General features: G+C 62.3%; 15 protein-coding genes and 1 pseudogene. 8 read left to right on the forward strand and 8 right to left on the reverse strand.

All coding sequences use genetic code 11. The features are described from left to right. The first annotated feature begins 130 nt into the window (after positions 1-130). A complete protein-coding gene (locus tag GDN47_RS23740) occupies positions 131-1,156 on the forward strand; it encodes a LacI family DNA-binding transcriptional regulator (RefSeq protein WP_233790079.1) in 1,026 nt (341 codons plus the stop codon). A 446-nt stretch (positions 1,157-1,602) separates the two neighbouring features. On the opposite strand, the gene GDN47_RS23745 is transcribed toward GDN47_RS23740, so the two are convergent. Beyond that, complete coding sequence (locus GDN47_RS23745; RefSeq protein ID WP_233790081.1) at positions 1,603-2,553, reverse strand: alpha/beta fold hydrolase; 951 nt, start codon at positions 2,551-2,553, stop codon at positions 1,603-1,605. Between the two features lie 89 nt (positions 2,554-2,642). On the opposite strand from GDN47_RS23745, the gene GDN47_RS23750 reads away from it, so the two are divergent. Continuing rightward, on the forward strand, positions 2,643-3,554 hold the full coding sequence (locus GDN47_RS23750; protein WP_173002553.1) for a LysR family transcriptional regulator: 912 nt from the start codon (positions 2,643-2,645) through the stop codon (positions 3,552-3,554). A 395-nt stretch (positions 3,555-3,949) separates the two neighbouring features. On the opposite strand, the gene GDN47_RS23755 is transcribed toward GDN47_RS23750, so the two are convergent. Then, positions 3,950-4,297, reverse strand: coding sequence for a winged helix-turn-helix transcriptional regulator (locus tag GDN47_RS23755; RefSeq protein WP_113352124.1), 348 nt, complete (start codon positions 4,295-4,297; stop codon positions 3,950-3,952). A 136-nt stretch (positions 4,298-4,433) separates the two neighbouring features. Between GDN47_RS23755 and GDN47_RS23760 the strand changes: the two genes are divergently transcribed. Together GDN47_RS23760 and GDN47_RS23765 are read left to right on the forward strand one after the other, a co-directional pair. After that, on the forward strand, positions 4,434-5,288 hold the full coding sequence (locus GDN47_RS23760) for an SDR family oxidoreductase (RefSeq protein WP_145636678.1): 855 nt from the start codon (positions 4,434-4,436) through the stop codon (positions 5,286-5,288). Between the two features lie 191 nt (positions 5,289-5,479). Beyond that, complete coding sequence (locus GDN47_RS23765; RefSeq protein ID WP_210248405.1) at positions 5,480-6,004, forward strand: hypothetical protein; 525 nt, start codon at positions 5,480-5,482, stop codon at positions 6,002-6,004. A gap of 101 nt (positions 6,005-6,105) precedes the next feature. On the opposite strand, the gene GDN47_RS23770 is transcribed toward GDN47_RS23765, so the two are convergent. Continuing rightward, positions 6,106-7,908, reverse strand: coding sequence for a CocE/NonD family hydrolase (locus GDN47_RS23770; protein ID WP_152094390.1), 1,803 nt, complete (start codon positions 7,906-7,908; stop codon positions 6,106-6,108). Between the two features lie 114 nt (positions 7,909-8,022). Continuing rightward, a complete protein-coding gene (locus GDN47_RS23775) occupies positions 8,023-9,012 on the reverse strand; it encodes an SDR family oxidoreductase (RefSeq protein ID WP_152094391.1) in 990 nt (329 codons plus the stop codon). 104 nt (positions 9,013-9,116) lie between these two features. Here GDN47_RS23775 and GDN47_RS23780 point away from each other — a divergent pair, with 104 nt between their 5' ends. Then, a complete protein-coding gene (locus GDN47_RS23780) occupies positions 9,117-10,085 on the forward strand; it encodes an AraC family transcriptional regulator (protein WP_152094392.1) in 969 nt (322 codons plus the stop codon). Between the two features lie 226 nt (positions 10,086-10,311). Here GDN47_RS23780 and GDN47_RS23785 read toward each other — a convergent pair whose 3' ends face one another. Further along, a complete protein-coding gene (locus tag GDN47_RS23785) occupies positions 10,312-10,905 on the reverse strand; it encodes an FMN-dependent NADH-azoreductase (protein WP_145323021.1) in 594 nt (197 codons plus the stop codon). Between the two features lie 89 nt (positions 10,906-10,994). On the opposite strand from GDN47_RS23785, the gene GDN47_RS23790 reads away from it, so the two are divergent. Then, the gene (locus GDN47_RS23790) at positions 10,995-11,393 is read left to right on the forward strand and encodes a winged helix-turn-helix transcriptional regulator (protein ID WP_113352118.1); all 399 of its coding nucleotides are present in this window, start codon (positions 10,995-10,997) and stop codon (positions 11,391-11,393) included. 126 nt (positions 11,394-11,519) lie between these two features. Here the strand turns inward: GDN47_RS23790 and GDN47_RS23795 are convergent, their stop codons facing one another. Continuing rightward, positions 11,520-12,452 (reverse strand): ketopantoate reductase family protein, encoded by a 933-nt coding sequence (locus GDN47_RS23795; protein ID WP_145636688.1) that lies wholly within the window; start codon positions 12,450-12,452, stop codon positions 11,520-11,522. Positions 12,453-12,514: 62 nt separating this feature from the next. Here GDN47_RS23795 and GDN47_RS23800 point away from each other — a divergent pair, with 62 nt between their 5' ends. Next, a complete protein-coding gene (locus GDN47_RS23800) occupies positions 12,515-13,342 on the forward strand; it encodes a helix-turn-helix transcriptional regulator (protein WP_152094393.1) in 828 nt (275 codons plus the stop codon). A gap of 395 nt (positions 13,343-13,737) precedes the next feature. On the opposite strand, the gene GDN47_RS23805 is transcribed toward GDN47_RS23800, so the two are convergent. Continuing rightward, positions 13,738-14,883, reverse strand: a complete 1,146-nt coding sequence (locus GDN47_RS23805) for an FAD-dependent oxidoreductase (protein WP_233790083.1) — start codon at positions 14,881-14,883, stop codon at positions 13,738-13,740. Between the two features lie 53 nt (positions 14,884-14,936). Here GDN47_RS23805 and GDN47_RS23810 point away from each other — a divergent pair, with 53 nt between their 5' ends. Then, on the forward strand, positions 14,937-15,614 hold the full coding sequence (locus GDN47_RS23810) for a TetR/AcrR family transcriptional regulator (RefSeq protein WP_173002554.1): 678 nt from the start codon (positions 14,937-14,939) through the stop codon (positions 15,612-15,614). Between the two features lie 60 nt (positions 15,615-15,674). Here GDN47_RS23810 and GDN47_RS23815 read toward each other — a convergent pair. Further along, positions 15,675-16,585: pseudogene (locus GDN47_RS23815) on the reverse strand (AraC family transcriptional regulator). Between the last annotated feature and the right edge of the window lie 64 nt (positions 16,586-16,649).

Genomic DNA, 16,649 nt, shown 5'->3' on the forward strand with positions numbered 1-16,649 from the left:
GTCACAAAATAAGTTACATGAAAGTTTCGTAACTTATAAACTTAACTTCCGCAAGGGCCGTAGCTTCACATTGTCCGTCAGATTTCCTAACGTGCGCGCAGACTGCCCTTGAGTCCGAGAAAGAAACCGAGTGAACGACAAGACGACGAAACGACCGACCATGTCCGATATCGCCTCGCAGGTCGGCGTTTCGCATGCGACGGTTTCACTGGTGCTGAACGAGGCTCCCGGCAAGAGGGTCTCGGAGAAAGTGCGCGAACGCGTGCTGGCTGTCGCCGCGGAACTTGGCTACCAGAAGACAGCGCCGGCCAATGACCCGATCGGCGGCATCATCGTTTTGCTGATAGACGATCTCATGGCCTCGCAGCATGCTGCGCCGCTGATAGAAGGTGTTCGGAGCGCGGCGGAAGAGCAGGGCTTGGCGGCGTTCACCGTCGTGACGGGCGGACAGGTCGAATTCGCCGAATCCATTCTCGACTATCTCGGACGGCGCCAGATCGTCGGCGTAATCTACGCCACGCTCATCACCCAGCTAGCGCCGATCCTGCCTTCCAACCTTGGCAACTATCCAGCCGTCCTTTTGAATTGCCACCAGCAGCGGGCCGAGTTCTCTTCGATCATTCCAGGCGATCATGCCGGCGGTTATGCGGCGACGGAAGTCTTGATCAAGGCCGGCCATCGCCGCATCGCCATGATCGATGCCGGCAGGCAGCGGCTTGAAGCGGCGCGCGATCGCCTGAGCGGCTATCGCCAGGCGCTGACCACCTACGATATCGCCGTCGATCCGGAACTGATCCTTTCAGAAGCCTGGTCCCTCGATCTCGGGCGGGAAAAGATGCTGCAGCTCCTCGATCTGCCATTGCCGCCGACGGCGGTTTTCTGCTTTTCCGACCGGGTCGCGATGGGCGCTTATGATGCGATCAGGATGCGTGGGTTGAGGATTCCCGACGACATTTCGGTCGTCGGTTTCGACGATGAAAGTCTTGCCCGAAAAATCCTGCCGCCGCTTACAACATTGAAGCTGCCGCACGAGGATATGGGTCGTTGGGCGGTCTCCGAGCTTTTGGAAAAAGTAATGCAGCCGAAGAAGCCACCAGTGAGGCTGAAGATGGAGTGCCAGTTGATCCTTCGCGCTTCAGTCGCGCCGCCGCCTTGAGTGCGATGAAGGGACAGCTCCTTGGGCATGGTCGGCCCCAGATGCGCCTGAGCGACGACATATGAGTGAGATGCTGCCCTGGCTGAAGTCCGTAAAGAAGAGCGGAGCGGTAATGGCCCGTTTGCGCACCGCGATCGTCTGCGGGATTCGCTCAGTTTAGCTGGGGCGTCGTATTCTTGATTGGCGAGAAAGTGGAGCACCGCCACGGGGCTGTCGAATACAGCACCGTTGCTCGCTTGAGTCTTCGTTCAAGCTGCTTCGTATACCGCCATTAAAGTTTTTTGCTCTGGAGCCAGTGTCGGATGGCCTGAATGAGTTCTTCCTTGCGCTCCAACGGCAGCCAATGCCCGCAGGGCATACTCGCCACGGTAAGGTCTCGGCAGGCTGCACGCATCGGGTCGCCCTGACGATTTCCGTTGATGCTGCAGATCTGATCGAAGTCGCCGTTAACGAACAGCACCGGCTGCGACAGTCGGCCCCCAATTGGGCGCCTCGCGCGCGTAGACGGTGTTGGCATCACCGTTCAGATACAACGCGCAGGTAGGGAGGAAGCCGCGAAGCTTGAACGCGTGCACCAGCTCTTCGAAGTCCGCCGGCGGCCACAGTGCCAGGTCGGGCCGGGTGGGCGGGGCTCGGTGTGCGGCGCCGAAGCGCCCACCGTTGCGCGTGACTTTCGCGGATGGCGAAACCTCGCCGACGGCGGCAGGGCTGCCCGATCGAAAGATCGATGCCAACGATGCTTCCGCGTCCGCGTCGAGGTCAGCCACCGCCGTATCGAAATGCGTCGTGTAGTACCGATAGTAATCCCATTGGCCGTCCGGATATTGGTCGGCGGGGTAAATCGTTCGATCGACCAGCGCAACGAGCGTAGGCAGGGCGTTCCCGTCGGGAAAATACGCCCACGAGATCAGTACGACGCCACGGCAGCGTTTCGGCTCATGCGCGGCCAAGGCACCGGCTACGATGCTGCCCCAGTCGTGGCCAACCCAGATTGCAGCCTCGCGGCCAAGGTGGTCATGGAGCTCCGCCATGTCCGCCACGATTTCCTCGATGGTATAGGCATCGTTGGCTGCAGGTGCGAAAGAGCTGCCAAAGCCGCGAAGATCAGGAGCGATGCAGCGCCACCCGTCGGCGGCGAAGGCGTTCATCTGGGCGCACCACATCAGACCTATGCTCGGCCAGCCGTGGAGGAAGATCATCAGCGGTCCGTCGGCCGGCCCGCATTCGATGTAATGCGTTGTCTGACGGGGCGTGCTGAAGGTGCGGGAAACCAGCGTTGATGAGAGCATTCCCCCCGCTGCGCCCGCCAGGACGGCCGCGTCGGTCACGAGGGGGATGGACCGTTGGTCGGGATGCCCGATCAGGATCGGACCTTCGACGGGATGGTGTTGGATCATAGGCATGCGCAACCGTACGCCGAGCAGATGCTTGCGATTAGGCCTGAAATCACACATGAAGTATGAAGCAAAACTTCAAGGTGGATCACTTGCGACAGAAAAATATCCTCGAAGGCGTGGCTGTGTTTGTCGCCGTGGCCGAAGCTGGTAGCTTTTCCGAAGCAGCGCGGCGTCTCGGTATCTCTCCATCCGCGGCCAGCCAGGCGATCCGAAGCCTCGAGGAGCGTCTCGGCACGCCGCTTTTGCGCCGCTCGACCCGCAGTTTGAGTTTGACGGAAGTCGGTACCGACTATCTCCTGGCGGCGGCTCCTGCCCTGTCGCAATTGAGGCGAGCGGCGGAGGAGGCCGCACGGCGGGGTGGTCGGCCAGCTGGCCCCTTGCGCCTCACCATGCCGCGCGCGCCCTTCGACCTGCTCATCGCCGCAGCACTGGCGGCTTTTCAGGACACCTATCCCGAGGTGGAGCTTGAGATCGCGGTCGAGGCGCGCATGATCGACATCGTCAAGCAAGGCTACGACGCAGGATTACGCTATGGTAATTGCCTCGAGAAGGACATGGTGGCAGTGCCAGTCGCGCCCAAGTCAGAAGCCGTTCTCGTCGCTTCACCTGCCTATCTTCATGCTCGAGGGATGCCAAATCTCCCAAGCGATCTGCTCAGTCACCGCGCCGTGGTGTGCCGCAGTCAGACAACCGGCTTGATCATACCATGGATCCTGCAATCCGCAGGCGAGACCGTACAGATCGCGCCGCCCGCGGCCACGATCGTTCACGATCTCGCCTCACAGATCGAGCTGACTGTAAGGGGCTTAGGAATTGTCAGCGCTCCGGCTGCGAGCGTGTCCGACCTCCTGGCCGCTGGAAAGTTGTCACGGGTCCTGCCCGAATGGTCTTCGCCGCTGGAGGCGCTTTATCTCTACTTTCCGAGCAGGCGCCATCAATCAGCGGCATTGCGCGCGTTCGTCGCGTTTCTGAAGGGACGCTCCTATCTTCCCTCCAACTGAGTAATGGTCAGGTCAAAAACGTAGATGGGCGAGATGAAGCCTCATCCCGCCCGGGATCAAATTCGCGCTCGGCCTTAAGACTGATCAGCCTGAAGGTTAGCAAGCAGTGTGGAGCACACCGAATTCTACGAACCGGCCACCTTCGCTATCCGATCAAGCAAACGATAATCCAGCGCTGAAACTTGCCATTAACGCAAGAGCCGACGCTTAACTTCGTTTCGAGATCTTGCGGTCAAGCTGCGGCATCGCGCAATTAACGCAATCGGTCCCATCCTTTGGGCAGAGCAGGCGGTCAAGCGGGTGCCGCATCGTCAGATTGGAGGGGGCGGCGTCCTTCAACGCCGGCGCGTTCCCTGATGTCACCGGCTGCAAGTGAGCATCCGCCGTCAACGGCGCTAGGGGGTAGAATCACGCAACAGCAGGCGCGTGCCGACCTCTACGATGGATCTGATCGCGGGGAGGAGTTCCTTCCCCAACTCGGTCAACTCGTATTCCACCGTGGGCGGTGATGTCGGTAAAACCTTGCGCGTGAGGACGCCGCGCTGTTCGAGATCCCGCAGCCTGCTCGTCATCACCTTCGCCGAGATGAAAGGATTGTCCCGGCGCAATTCCGAGAACCGGCGTGGGCCTTCGCTCAAGGACCAGAGCACCTCCGGCGTCCAGCAGCCGCCAAGGAGATCCATGCATTTCGACATGGGGCAGCCCGGGGGCGTCTCCACCTTCTTTCGTACCTTGAGTACCATTACCCTTCCTTCAACGGCAGTTTCCAGTTGGTTACCGGAAAATGAAGGTAACCGCAAGATACGTGGTTTCCCGTGGTAACGATGGCCGTTATGTACAGGCCATCGAATTCATTGCAACCACGAAATGGACTGAACGATGTACGCAGTAACTGGAGCAACAGGACAACTTGGCCGCCTCGTGATCGAGGCGCTGCTGAAAACCATTCCCGCCAACCGGATCGTCGCGGCGGTTCGCAATCCGGCAAAGGCCAGGGATCTGGCCGAACGCGGGGTGATCGTGCGCGAGGCGGATTATAGCCGGCCCGACACGCTTGGTCCGGCGCTGACCGGCGTGGAGAAATTGCTGCTGATTTCCTCGACCGAGGTCAGCGGCCGTCTTCCGCGGCATAGCGCTGTGATCGAGGCAGCCAAAGCGAACGGAGTTTCGCTGATCGCCTATACCAGCATGCTGCACGCCGACACGTCGCCGGCAAGGCTCGCAATCGAGCATCGCCAGACAGAAGAGGTCATCGCGGCCTCGGAACTGCCCGCGGTGATCCTACGCAACGGCTGGTACACCGAGAATCACCTCATGGCGCTCCCCGCAGCACTAGAGCACGGCGCCTTCGTCGGTGCCGCAAAGGATGGGCGCTTCTCGTCAGCGGCCCGGCAGGACTATGCCGAGGCTGCAGCCGTGGTGCTGGCGACCGATGGGCATGCCGGGAAGACCTATGAGCTTGCAGCCGACCAAGCCTTTACCCTTGCCGAGCTTGCCGCAGAGGTCTCGCGCCAGTCGGGCAAGGCCGTCGTCTACAACGACCTGTCCGAGATTGCCTATCGTGATGTCCTGACGGGCGCCGGCCTGCCAGGCGACCTCGCCGCTCTTCTGGCCGATGCCGACGCCGCTGCCTCGCGCGGTGCGCTGTTCGACGGCGGTGGTGCGCTCGGGCGGTTGATCGGTCGTCCGACCACTTCGATGCAGAGCCTGGTCGCCGCCGCGTTGCGCGCCTGAGCCAGGTCTTCAGGCGATGTCACGTCGACAGAACGGCCGTGGTTTCCTGTTGGGCGGAGCCGCCTGACCTCCATCCCACCTCGCAAGCTCGCGTGACACCAACGTGTCCGCGAGGTGAGGAAGTTCCACTCATCAACGCGATCAAGTTCAATTCGTCTCGTAAGATTAATCCAGAGAGCTGCCCCATGCCCATGAAATATCAAACAAACGACAAGGCGACGTCTTCAACAACGCGTCTGGAGCACAATTTGTCCCGCGCCGTCTCAGTCGGTTTCAGCGCTGGACTGACTGCCGGCGTGATCGTTCTCGTGCCCGTTCTGATCCTGCAACTGTCCCGGGGCGTTGGGATCGTACCTGAGATGCAACTGGCAGCCAGCAGCCTGATGGGCATGGCTGCCTATGCGGGCGCGACCGGCTTCGTCTTCGGGACGTTGCTCCACTTTTTCGTGTCGGTCGTTCCAGCCGTCGTCTACGCGCTGGTCGTCTGGCAAGTGCCGGTGGTGAACCGCTGGACGTGGATCGGTGGTCCTGTGCTCGGCATCATCCTGTTCTTCTTCATGGGCTTTGTCGTATTGCCGCTCAGCGCCTTCACGACACCCGCATCGGTGACCCCGATGCCCTTCGTGCCGGCCCTGCTGATCCATATGTTCGGTCTTGGGTTGCCGATCGCATGGGTTGTCAGGCGCGGATGGGCTCGGTCGAACAGTGTCGCTTGATCTGCTATGCGCGGTGATCAGCCTCGCTGGTAAGACAAGGTGAGGAAGAGCCCGATTTAGCGCGAAACGACAGCGGGTTGAACGCGGTTGATCGCATCCTGTCATCGGCGGGTCGATATGCGCGGTAACAGCAGATAGGATGCATGCTCTCCGCCCGTCGCCAGCGTATCCGTCCCGCCATAGAGGGTGGCGTCGCGGTTAGGATGCGCGGCGAAGAACAGCCCGGAGTTGCTGGAGTTCGGAAGATCGTAGTCCTTGGCGCGAACGATGTTTGCGCCCGGGCCGTAGCCGAAATCCTTGCCCTGGATGGTCAGAGCCAGACGATAGCCCTTCGGAATGACGATGCTCGTCGGTTCGGTGAATTCCACATCCACTGGGTAAAGCTGCTCGGGCGTCATCGGCTCCGACGTCAGATGCGGATGGAACGGAGCATACTCGGTCGAGCGTGCCGGATCGACCGCTCGGTGCGACACGCGCAGATAGCCGAGGCCGAGCGGTACATTCGGGTCGCTGTTGCCCATGAAGGCGACGTCGCGGCCTTGCGGATCGATCAGCCGCGCGGCCGCGAAGATGTCCATGTCCGCTGTGGAGGAGCCGACCCAGAGCCTGACACCGATCGGGCCGGTGAACTCCGTCTCCTCAGTGAACGGCGCGGAGGTGAACGTCAGCCCTTCGCCCAGGCCGGGATAGGATTTCTCCGCGGGTGCGGCGGTTCCGAGCGCGGGGTCCATCGATCCGTTTGCCGCGTCGAGATAATAACGCTGCCACTGCGTTCCAGGCAGCGGCCACGCCGCGGCACCGCGCCACGCCGTTCCGTCGGGACGACGGATCTGCAACGCCACCCGCGGTTCCTTCTCCCATCCGTTGTTCACGCCCTTGAGGAAGTGATCGAAGAAGCGCTTCTGCAGCGCCAGCGCTTCGTCTGAATAGAAGGGCGTCAGATGATCGCCGGTCTGGATGCGCAGCCATTTCTGCTTGCTGGCGGCAGAGCGAAACCCCTGCGTGCTCCAGTCCGTCCAGTTGGCGACATCTAGCAGTGGCACCGTGATGCGGCTTCCGTCGGGGATTCGCTCGCGATAATAGGCATCATCGAACGGATGCTTGGCGAAGGCCTCGACCGGATCGACGCGGTTCTGCTTCAAGACATCAGGAGGGAGAGGCGCCCCCGTATCCTTGCCGCCATCGATGGAGTCGATGAGCGGCGTTTCTGCGTTGCCATTCTGGTTGGGCACCACCTGATGGGTCCACCAATATTCCCAGGCGACGTTGAGGATCCCGCCATAGTAGGCGATCTCACGATACTGATCGAAGGCTCCCTCCCACGGCAGGATCGCCGCAAGACCCTGAGGGTGTAAGGCGGCAACCTGATACTGATTTATCGCCTGGAATGACGTGCCCAGCAGGCCGACCTTTCCCGAGCTCCAGGGCTGCCGCGCTGCCCAGGTGATCAGCGTCGCATAATCTTGCGTTTCGCGCGGCGAGAAGGGATCGAGCACGCCTGGTGAGGCGCCGGCGCCGCGGACATCGGCATGGATGACGATGTAGCCGTTCGCGACCCAGCGTTCTGGATCGGGCGCCTCGAAGCGGATGTAGCGGCAGGAGGATTTTTTGCAGAGATCAGGGTATTTTGCGATCAGCTTCGCCCACGACGTCTTGTAGGCGGGCGCATCCGCGAGGCTCGTATCCTTGCCATAGGGGCCCATCAGCATCAGGATCGGGTACCGGCCCGGCTTTTCCGGGCGATAGATGTTGGCGCGCAGCTGCAGGCCATCGGTCATGGTGACCGGCACATCATGGTCGAAGAGCATCCCGGGAACGCCGGAGGCGACAGGCGTCGCCAGGCTCGGCTTGGCAAAAGCGAGCGCGAGAGTGAAGGCAAGGGGCAGTAGTTTGGTCAATCGCATCGGAGGTTTTCCTTTGTTGTCCGCAGGCCGAGCAGCGGCGTTCTTCAGCGCGCGCGATGTTCCGCGACCGAAGTCATGCAGGAATGTGAGTGTGCTTGTACCTTTGGGTTCGCTTCAGGGGAGGGCCGATGATGCCCGCGCGTCGGCGTTGCGGAGAGCCGCGCCGATATCGTCCATGAGCCGCGGATGGGTCGGTTGCCAGCTCAGGCGCCGCTGCGTGAGTTCACTGGACACCGGATTGTCGGCGCCGACGAAGGGCGCGAGCCAGCCGAAATGCTTGTGTGCGTCTTTCGGAAACAAACCTTCGACGCGGATTCCGAGGTGGCTGCCGATCGCCTCCGCGATGGCGCGCACCGGGATTCCTTCTTCGGCGACCGCATGATAGCAGGTGGCGGCTTCGCCTTGTTCGAGGACGAGGCGGAAGAGGCGCGATGCGTCGAGCCGATGGACAGCGCCCCACCTGTTTTCGCTATCGCCGATGACATAGGCGGAGACCCGCTTCTTGCGCGCGATAGCGATCAACTGGGTGACGAGGCCCTGCCGGGTTTCGTCGTGTACCGAAGGCGGTAGCCGAACGATCGTGGCCCTCACGCCGCGGGCTGCGAGCGCCAGGGCTGCCCCCTCGGATCGAGCCCTGAGACCGCCCACAGCATTCGGATCGGCGGGATCCGTTTCAACCGCCAGCCGTCCCTGAACCATCGCCATTGTCGGAAAGGCAATGACCAGCGATCGCTGATCTCCGCGCAGCGCGTTGCCGAGCGTCTCGATCGCGCGCCGGTCCGCCTCGACGGCGGCGGTCATAAACCGCTTGACGATATTGGTCGGGCTGCCGCCGAGCATGACCCGCAGGCGCGTCGCGAGACTGGCGTGCGAGATGGCATGGAAGAAGGCGGTGTGAATCACGCCGTCCGCCCGGGCCGCGCCGCGTGCGAGGCTTTCGAGCTCCTCGATGCCACCGCGCTGCGGTTTCGCGCCGGCCGCTTCAAGGCGTGCGGCGGCTTCCGCCGAACGCACGAGCCCGGTGACTTCGTGCCCGGCCTCGATGAGCTCGCGGACGATGGCGGCCCCGATGAAGCCGGTGGCACCGGTCACGAATATGCGCATGGCGCTTCTCCTCTATTGACTTCAAACCCAATTTAGGCGGTTGCTCAGGAACGATCCATGCCGCATAGTTCGAATATGGTTTTCGATCGTTCAGGAAGTCACGAATGGATGCACTCTCGGATGTGCTCTCGCTTCTGAAGCTGCGTAGCTACGTGTCGGGCGGCTTCGATGCGGGCGGTGATTGGGCGATCAGCTTCGGGCCGCATGAGGGGATCAAGTTCCACGCCGTCGTGACCGGCTCGTGCTGGATATCGGTGGAAGGCGAGTCTCCTGTTCAGGTCAGCGCCGGCGAATGTTTCCTGCTGCCGCGTGGCCGGCCGTTCCAGATCGCCAGCGACCTGTCGGTCGCGCCGGTCCCTGTCAGCCAGGTCCTGCCGCCACGGCCGGAAGGGCGCATCCTCACCTACAATGGCGGTGGAGACTATCTCAGCATCGGCGGCTACTTCACGCTGTCGGAGGGCCAGTCGGAGCTGCTCTTGAACGTCCTTCCGCCACTCCTGCACATCCGTGATCGTCCTGGCAGCGCGACCCTGAATTGGTGCGTCGAGCGCATGCGGCAGGAGCTGTCGGAGGGACAGCCCGGCGATTTCATCGTCGCGCAGCAACTGGCGACGATCGTGCTGGTGCAGGCGCTGCGGCTTTACCTGTCCGACCGGACGGCCGAGGAAGCAGGCTGGCTCTCCGCGCTCGCGGATAAGCGTTTGCGCGCGGCCATCGCCGCAATGCACGGAGCACCTGGCCAGCGATGGACGGTGCAGACCCTCGCCAGGGAGGCTGGGATGTCGCGCACCGCCTTCGCGGTGACCTTCAAGGAAAGGGTTGGCCTTTCGCCGATGGACTATCTGACGCGCTGGCGCATGATGCAGGCGGCGGACAGGCTGACCTCGACGCGTCAGTCGCTTGCCGAGATCGGGTTGGCGCTTGGCTACGAATCCGAAAAGTCCTTCAGTACCGCTTTCAAGCGGGTGATGAACTGCTCGCCCCGGCAATATGGCCGCCGGCAGGTCGAGGCGGGTGAAGCTGGACGTCGCCTAGCGTCTGGTAGTGAGCAGTCCTTCTCGTCACTCCCTTAACGGTGGAGCGGACACGTTCAACATGGTTCCCGTTTTGGTCGCCGGCCGGCAGGAGGATCCCCGCGGTTGGCCGCGAGGATCTGTCCGACAACGGCATGTCCGCGATCCTGTCCGACATGCCCGGCCGAGAGATCTGCCATCAGGAAATTTCGTCCGAGCAATTGAAGCAGCGATTCCTCCGTTACGGCGCGAAAGCCAGGCATGCCGTGCATTCGCGTCTGTGCTCTCAAGCTCCGAGTGGAGCCGGAGCTTTGGGGTTTGGGGAGACCTTGCGCACCTCTTCAAGTGCGCCCGCGATCGAGGCCCGACGCACCTCCTCGCTGCGCCCGAGCCCCTCGGCGATAATAAACTCGATATCCGTGACACCCATGAATGCGAATGCGGAGCGGAGCAGCGTCTCGGCATGTTCGAACGAGTGATAGGGCGAGCCATCGCTGTAGACGTTGCCGCGCGCCAGCGCGACGATCACGCGCTTTCCCTGGGCGAGACCGATCGGCCCGTTTTCGCCGCGCGCAAAGGTCTTTCCCCGCACGACGATATGATCGATCCAGGCCTTGAGCTGGGTGGGAACAGAGAAATTGTAGAAGCCGGCCCCGATCACCACAACGTCCGCGTCGAGGAATTGCTGCACGTCAGTGCCGGCGTCGAGCACCTTGAACGCGTCGAGGGTGAGATGCGGGAGCGGTTCGCTGGCAAGGTCGCGATAGGTGACGTCCACCGCGTCATGTGTTTCGACGATCCGCTCGACGATAGCGGCAGAGAGCACCCGGCTTGCCGAGTTTGCGCCCATGATACTGGAGTCGAGATGAAGAAGTTTCACTGGATATCTCCGGTCTTGATTTGTGACCAGGACTATCTATGTGACCACAGGTGCTCCGCCAAGAACGCATATTTTTAGGACCTGGTCACATGGATATGCCTGCCTCGCCGGCCGTCAGCGCCCAATGCCACAAGGTCGGCAAAGTGCTCGCCATCGTCGGCGACAAATGGACAGTGATGATCGTCAGGATACTGGTCGAGCGGCCGCATCGCTTCAACGAGATCAAACGGACGGTCGGGGGCATCTCGCAGCAGATGCTGACACGCACCCTGAAGGCGCTCGAGCGCGACGGGATGGTGAGCCGGACGGTCTATCCGACGGTCCCACCGCAAGTCGAATATGCCCTGACGGAACTTGGACAATCCCTGGCTGTGCCGGTCCGCGCACTGGGTGCATGGGCGGGAGAGCATATCGACGAGATCGAGAACAACCGGGCGCGTTATGATCAAGACAAGCATGCTCCTACCGGTCGCGGTGGATCAGAGTAGGCCCGCCGTCTGGCGGACGGGCAGCTCGACATGGCGGCTGAACCCGCCATCGTTGCGCCGGTGACAAATACGTTCATGACAGAAGTCTCCTAAATTCGAAGTGGGGACAGAAGCCGTCAGCCGGGCCTACGCCGGCCTGATTGCCTCAATTCTGGAGACGTTGATGGCGGGTTTCGCCCGGGGTGCCGCCTCTACCATCCTGTCGATCAGCGCCTTGCATTCCTCTTTCCCGGTCGCGAGCAATTCGCGCATCGACTTCACGCGCGAGAACATCCACAGCATGAAAGTCAAAATGAAGATTGGAAGGCCGCTGAGGCGCACTTTCGACTTCGGATAGACTGGGTAGCCAAGCCCTTTGATCAGCGCGAAGCTTTCCTTCACCCCGCGTGCGACGAGCTTTGCTTCGCCCCAGGAGGCACCGCCGCCGCGCCGCTCGCCCGCCACCGCGACGCTTTCGAACCCGATGCATAGCGGAACGTGGCAACGCAGCCAGAGGGGCATATCGGGTTCGTGGGCCGCAGGTAGTCCGGCGGCGCTGAACACGTCCACCCAGCGCTGCTCACTCATGATCGTCTTTTGAGATTTCGAAATAGTGGGCTTGAGCTTGCCGTCTTTGTCAATCATCGCCTGCACGAAAGGCATGCCGAACGAGCATCGCTCGGCGCCGACCGCATCGCGCAGCCGCTCCGGTTCGAAACTGACAAACATGAACTGGATGCTCTTGGCGGCGCTGCGCTGCAAAGCCGGCAGCACGGCATCGGCCTGATAGTCGATGACCGTCACGATGATGAGGTCGTAAGGTGTCTCCTCGTCGAGCACGTCCGCGATTTGTACGTCGGCGCGCTCACCCGTGACGGTGACGATGCCGTTGTCGCGCCGCAACTGCTGAAGCCGGGCCGACATCGGCCGAGCGATGACAGTGACGTGGTTGCCGGCGCGAGCCAATTGGAACGCGAATGTGCTGCCGATTTTGCCGCAACCAAGGACGGCAATGCGTAAAGACTTCGACGAGAGTGGAGGTGAAGGCATGAACAAGTCCCCGATTTCGGTCGAGAACAAATCAACCGCAACGGCGTATGCTGGTAAAGTAGTGACCTTATGGTAGTATAAAGACTAACAGGATGAGCGAATATCTGCCTATCGAAAACATGCTTGGGCGCTATCTCCGCGATCGCCGTGCCAAGCTCGATCCCGCAGCTCTGGGGTTCTCCTCGGAACGTCGCCGGACTCGCGGTCTGCGCCGCGAGGAAGTCGCGCAACGGGCCAACATCAGCCCGACCTGGTACACCTGCCTCGAACAGGGGCGCGGCGGCGCGCCATCAGCCGAGGTGCTCGATCGCCTCTCGCGGGCCTTCATGCTCACAGATGCCGAACGTGAGCACCTTTTTCTGCTCGGCCTCGGCCGCCCGCCCGAGGCCCGCTACCAGAAGAACAATGGCGTGACGCCGCGACTGCAGCGCGTGCTGGACGCGCTGGACCCGAGCCCGGCCCTGATCAGAACCGCCATTTGGGACGTCGTCGCCTGGAATCGAGCAGCAACCGTGCTGCTGACCGATTATGGAGCGTTGCCACCGGATGAGCGCAATCTGTTGCGCATGATATTCCTCAATCCGCACGCCCGCACGATGCAACATGATTGGGAGAGCGTGGCGCACTTTGTGGTGGGCGCGTTCAAGCTGGACGCCGCGCGTGCGGGGGCGGCGGCTGAGGTGGAGCCTCTTATCGACGAGCTCTGCCGGCTGAGCCCCGATTTCAGAAGGATGTGGCGCGACAACGAAGTTCATGGCGCCCATGGCGAGGCGGTCAAACATATACACCATCCGGTTCTCGGCCCGCTCGCCTTCGAATATTCGGCGTTTTCTGTCGATGGTAGGACTGATCTCAGCATGGTGGTCTACAATCCGGCGACGCCAGAGGATGCTGAACGGATCAGGTCCTTGATTGCCTAGCCGTTTTGGCCTCGCCTGCGGCGTTTGTCGACCGACTTGCTTCCTGAGGCCCGCCGAATTTCAGATAGTGTCCTTCAACGCCGCTAACATGAACACCCGCGAGTGGTGGGAAAAGAGATGCAGGTTTAAAGCTCTGTCGCCCTAAAACTTCGGACCGCCGTTCCGAGCGATACGGCAGGCGATATCTCCACCGGGGGATGACCGTCCGCCTCCACCTGCTTGTGTGAACGCTTGGGAACGTTCGGCTTCCCCCGCAATGTCCAGATCATGGCGCAAGACTCTTTGAGGCGGGTTCAGGCATAACGCGTCGTGGCTCCGGCAGATTAGGCGAGCAAGTCCCGAGAACTCCAATACGCACGCCGGTTCTCTGTGGCCTTTTCTCTGGAGCACCGCGGTTATGACGCGGCGTTGAGAAAGTCGATGAGGCTGAAGGGCGCATGCTCACCCAGGCAAAGGTCCAGGACTCGGCGCGCGTCAATGGCAGCGGCCTTGCTGCGCGCGAACATCGCCGCCTCATAGACGGTCAGCGCATTCTCGATGTTTCCAGGCTGAGCGGCTATGGCCTCGCCGAGTTCGGCCCCGTCGAGCATCGCCAGGTTTGCGCCGTCGCCGGCCGGAGGCGACAGATGCGCGGCGTCGCCGAGCAGCGTCACTCCTGGCGCACGATCCCATCGATGACCAACCGGGAGCGCGTTGACCGCTCGCAGGACCGGCGCCGTGTCGCTGCCGGTGATCAATGAGGTGAGAGTGGGTGTCCACCCGTCGAATTCGGCTGCTATCCGGGTTTTCACAGTCTCGGCGTCGTTGAAGTCGATGTCCGCAAACCAAGCCGCAGGTCGCATCAGTTGAACATAGGTGTGGAGAGCGCCTGTCGGCTCCCGGTGCGCGGTGATCCCCTTGCCCGGTTCGAGCGCGAACATTCCGCCGGCCCCGACCGCCGCGGCCGTTGCGGGAAACCGCCGATCAGCGTCATGCAGGTAGGTCTCGACGAAGGAAACGCCGACATAGCCGGGTTTCGCGTCTGACAACAGCGGGCGTACCTTTGACCAGGCGCCATCGGCTCCCACGAGCAACGCGGTCTCTACAGCCGAGCCATCGGTGAACGTCAGTTCGTGACGACCGGCGCCAAGCGGCCTGGCTCCGGCGAGCTTCCGCCCCCACCGGATCGTCCCGGCAGGCAAGGAGTCGATGAGGATCCGCCGCAGGTCGCCCCGGAGCACCTCGGGACGTCGGCCGTCTCCGGGTTGGTCGAGCAGCACATTGCCGTTTCGGTCGAGGGCGCGCGTCGCGTCGCCACCGTCGTGAACGATTGCGCGGAATGCGTCGGTCAGGCCGGCGGCAGCGAGCGCGCGCTGACCGTCATGTTCGTGAACGTCAAGCTGGCCGCCTTGAGTGCGGGCGTGCGGGGAGGGCTCCGCTTCGAAGATCGTGGCGGTGATGCCGTGAAGGTGGAGCACGCGGGCGAGGGTCAGGCCGCCCAGGCCTGCGCCAACAATGGTAACGGGAGTGGTTATGATGGCACCTCGAGATGATTGGAACATTGTTCCATATAGCAGGGATTGGAACGGCGTTCCAGATATGTCATCATAGGCGCATGTCTAAACGAGCTCATCAGACCACGCGGCGCGCGGACGCCCTTTCCAAGGCGCGGATTGTCAAGGCGGCGGTCGAGATTCTCGATGCGCGCGGGGAGGCCGCTCTGACATTTCGAGCGTTGGCGACACAGCTGGCGACGGGCAGCGGGGCGATCTACTGGCATATCGCCGACAGGAACGACCTGCTCGCCGCCGCGACGGGAGACGTTCTCGTCCGCGCCCTGGCGAAAGTGGCCAAGGAAGAGGAGCCAAGAGCAGCGATCCGCGCCATCGCGCTTGCGGTATTCGATGCGATTGACGCTCACCCCTGGGCCGGCGCTCACCTTTCCCGCGAACCATGGCATTCCGCGGTTGGAGAGATCTTCGAACGCATCGGCGGATGGCTCCAGCCGCTTGGTGTTCCTGCGGATGCACAATTCGACTGCGCCTCCGCGCTGACGAACTACATCCTCGGTGTGGCCGGCCAGAACGCGGCCAACGCCCGCACGCTTCCGGACGGAACGGATCGTAAGGCGTGGCTGGAAACCATAGCCACGGGCTGGATTCAGGATGATCCCGAAGCGCGTCCATTTCTTCGGCGGGTGGCGGCGCAGCTGAGCGAACATGACGATCGCCAACAGTTCATTGCCGGCGTCGACTTCATCCTGGCGGGCGCCTGCGTCGAGCGAAACGCTTGAGGCGGGACGGTGCTCATGCGCCGACAGCCATCTGGAGCGTAGCGCCGAGCTTCTTGGCCCTTAGGACGCAGGGAGGTCCTGCTGCCGCGCATAGCGCGCGGGCGGCAGCCCGACATGGCGGGTGAAGGCGACACTGAACGCGCTTGCCGAGCCGTAGCCGACGCGTTCCGCGATCTCGGCGATGCCAGCTTCGCTGCGCCGGAGCATGTTCTTAGCCAGAGCCATGCGCCAGTTCAGAAGATAGGCCATCGGCGCAAGACCGACGGCGCGACTGAAACGTTCGAAAAAGGCCGAGCGGGAAAGAGCCGCCTCCTTCGCCAGTTGTGCGACCGTCCAGACCTTGGTCGGGCTCTCGTGCATCCGGCGTAACGTCACGGCAAGACGTTCGTCAGCGAGCCCGCGCACGAGGCCGGGTGATGCAGGTGTCGCCGCCGTCGAGCGAAGTGCTTCTATCAGCAGGACTTCGAGCAAGTGGGTGAGGATGACGTCGCGTGCCGGCCGCCGGTCGCGGAATTCGTCTCTGACGAGCTCGACGAGGGTGGTAAGCCGAGGCTGGCCGCGGACATGCACGACCTGGGAAGCAGCGACACCAGCAGGCCCGCATCGGCAGAATCGAAGCTGCAATGGCCCGCCAACATCGTCAGATCGGGCGGTTCGCTCTGATCGCCGATCCTGAATTCGCCCGAGCCAAGCGCAATGGCCACCGCTTCAGGGAAGTCGGTCGGGGGTGGCACGAGGCTGGACATTGCGACGCCGTAGGACTCGGGGACCAGGATGAAGTCGCCTGAGCGCACTTCGATCGGCTCGCGCCCGTCAATCGCGAGGCGGCAGGAGCCCTCAAGAACGACGCAATAGAAGGGCTGCCCGGTATCCGAACGGCGGATGTGCCAACTCCCGGCGCCGACGACGCGCTTCGCATGTCGGGCGCTCGGATTGAGCAGCGCAACGACCTCCGCCAGTGGATCGATCATATGTCGGACTTTCACTAATCAAACTTGGACTATTGATTATAGATGGTCCAGGCAAGTGGGTCTA

The organism is Martinezella dioscoreae, from assembly GCF_009176305.1.
GTDB lineage: Bacteria > Pseudomonadota > Alphaproteobacteria > Rhizobiales > Rhizobiaceae > Rhizobium > Rhizobium dioscoreae.

What these genes read in the sequence shown, in the direction of transcription:
- GDN47_RS23745 (WP_233790081.1), bottom strand. Translation starts at nt 2,553, where the DNA reads ATGATCCAACACCATCCCGTCGAAGGTCCGATCCTGATCGGGCATCCC.
- GDN47_RS23755 (WP_113352124.1), bottom strand. Translation starts at nt 4,297, where the DNA reads ATGGTACTCAAGGTACGAAAGAAGGTGGAGACGCCCCCGGGCTGCCCC.
- GDN47_RS23760 (WP_145636678.1), top strand. Translation starts at nt 4,434, where the DNA reads ATGTACGCAGTAACTGGAGCAACAGGACAACTTGGCCGCCTCGTGATC.
- GDN47_RS23765 (WP_210248405.1), top strand. Translation starts at nt 5,480, where the DNA reads ATGAAATATCAAACAAACGACAAGGCGACGTCTTCAACAACGCGTCTG.
- GDN47_RS23770 (WP_152094390.1), bottom strand. Translation starts at nt 7,908, where the DNA reads ATGCGATTGACCAAACTACTGCCCCTTGCCTTCACTCTCGCGCTCGCT.
- GDN47_RS23775 (WP_152094391.1), bottom strand. Translation starts at nt 9,012, where the DNA reads ATGCGCATATTCGTGACCGGTGCCACCGGCTTCATCGGGGCCGCCATC.
- GDN47_RS23780 (WP_152094392.1), top strand. Translation starts at nt 9,117, where the DNA reads ATGGATGCACTCTCGGATGTGCTCTCGCTTCTGAAGCTGCGTAGCTAC.
- GDN47_RS23790 (WP_113352118.1), top strand. Translation starts at nt 10,995, where the DNA reads ATGGATATGCCTGCCTCGCCGGCCGTCAGCGCCCAATGCCACAAGGTC.
- GDN47_RS23800 (WP_152094393.1), top strand. Translation starts at nt 12,515, where the DNA reads ATGAGCGAATATCTGCCTATCGAAAACATGCTTGGGCGCTATCTCCGC.
- GDN47_RS23805 (WP_233790083.1), bottom strand. Translation starts at nt 14,883, where the DNA reads ATGTTCCAATCATCTCGAGGTGCCATCATAACCACTCCCGTTACCATT.
- GDN47_RS23810 (WP_173002554.1), top strand. Translation starts at nt 14,937, where the DNA reads ATGTCTAAACGAGCTCATCAGACCACGCGGCGCGCGGACGCCCTTTCC.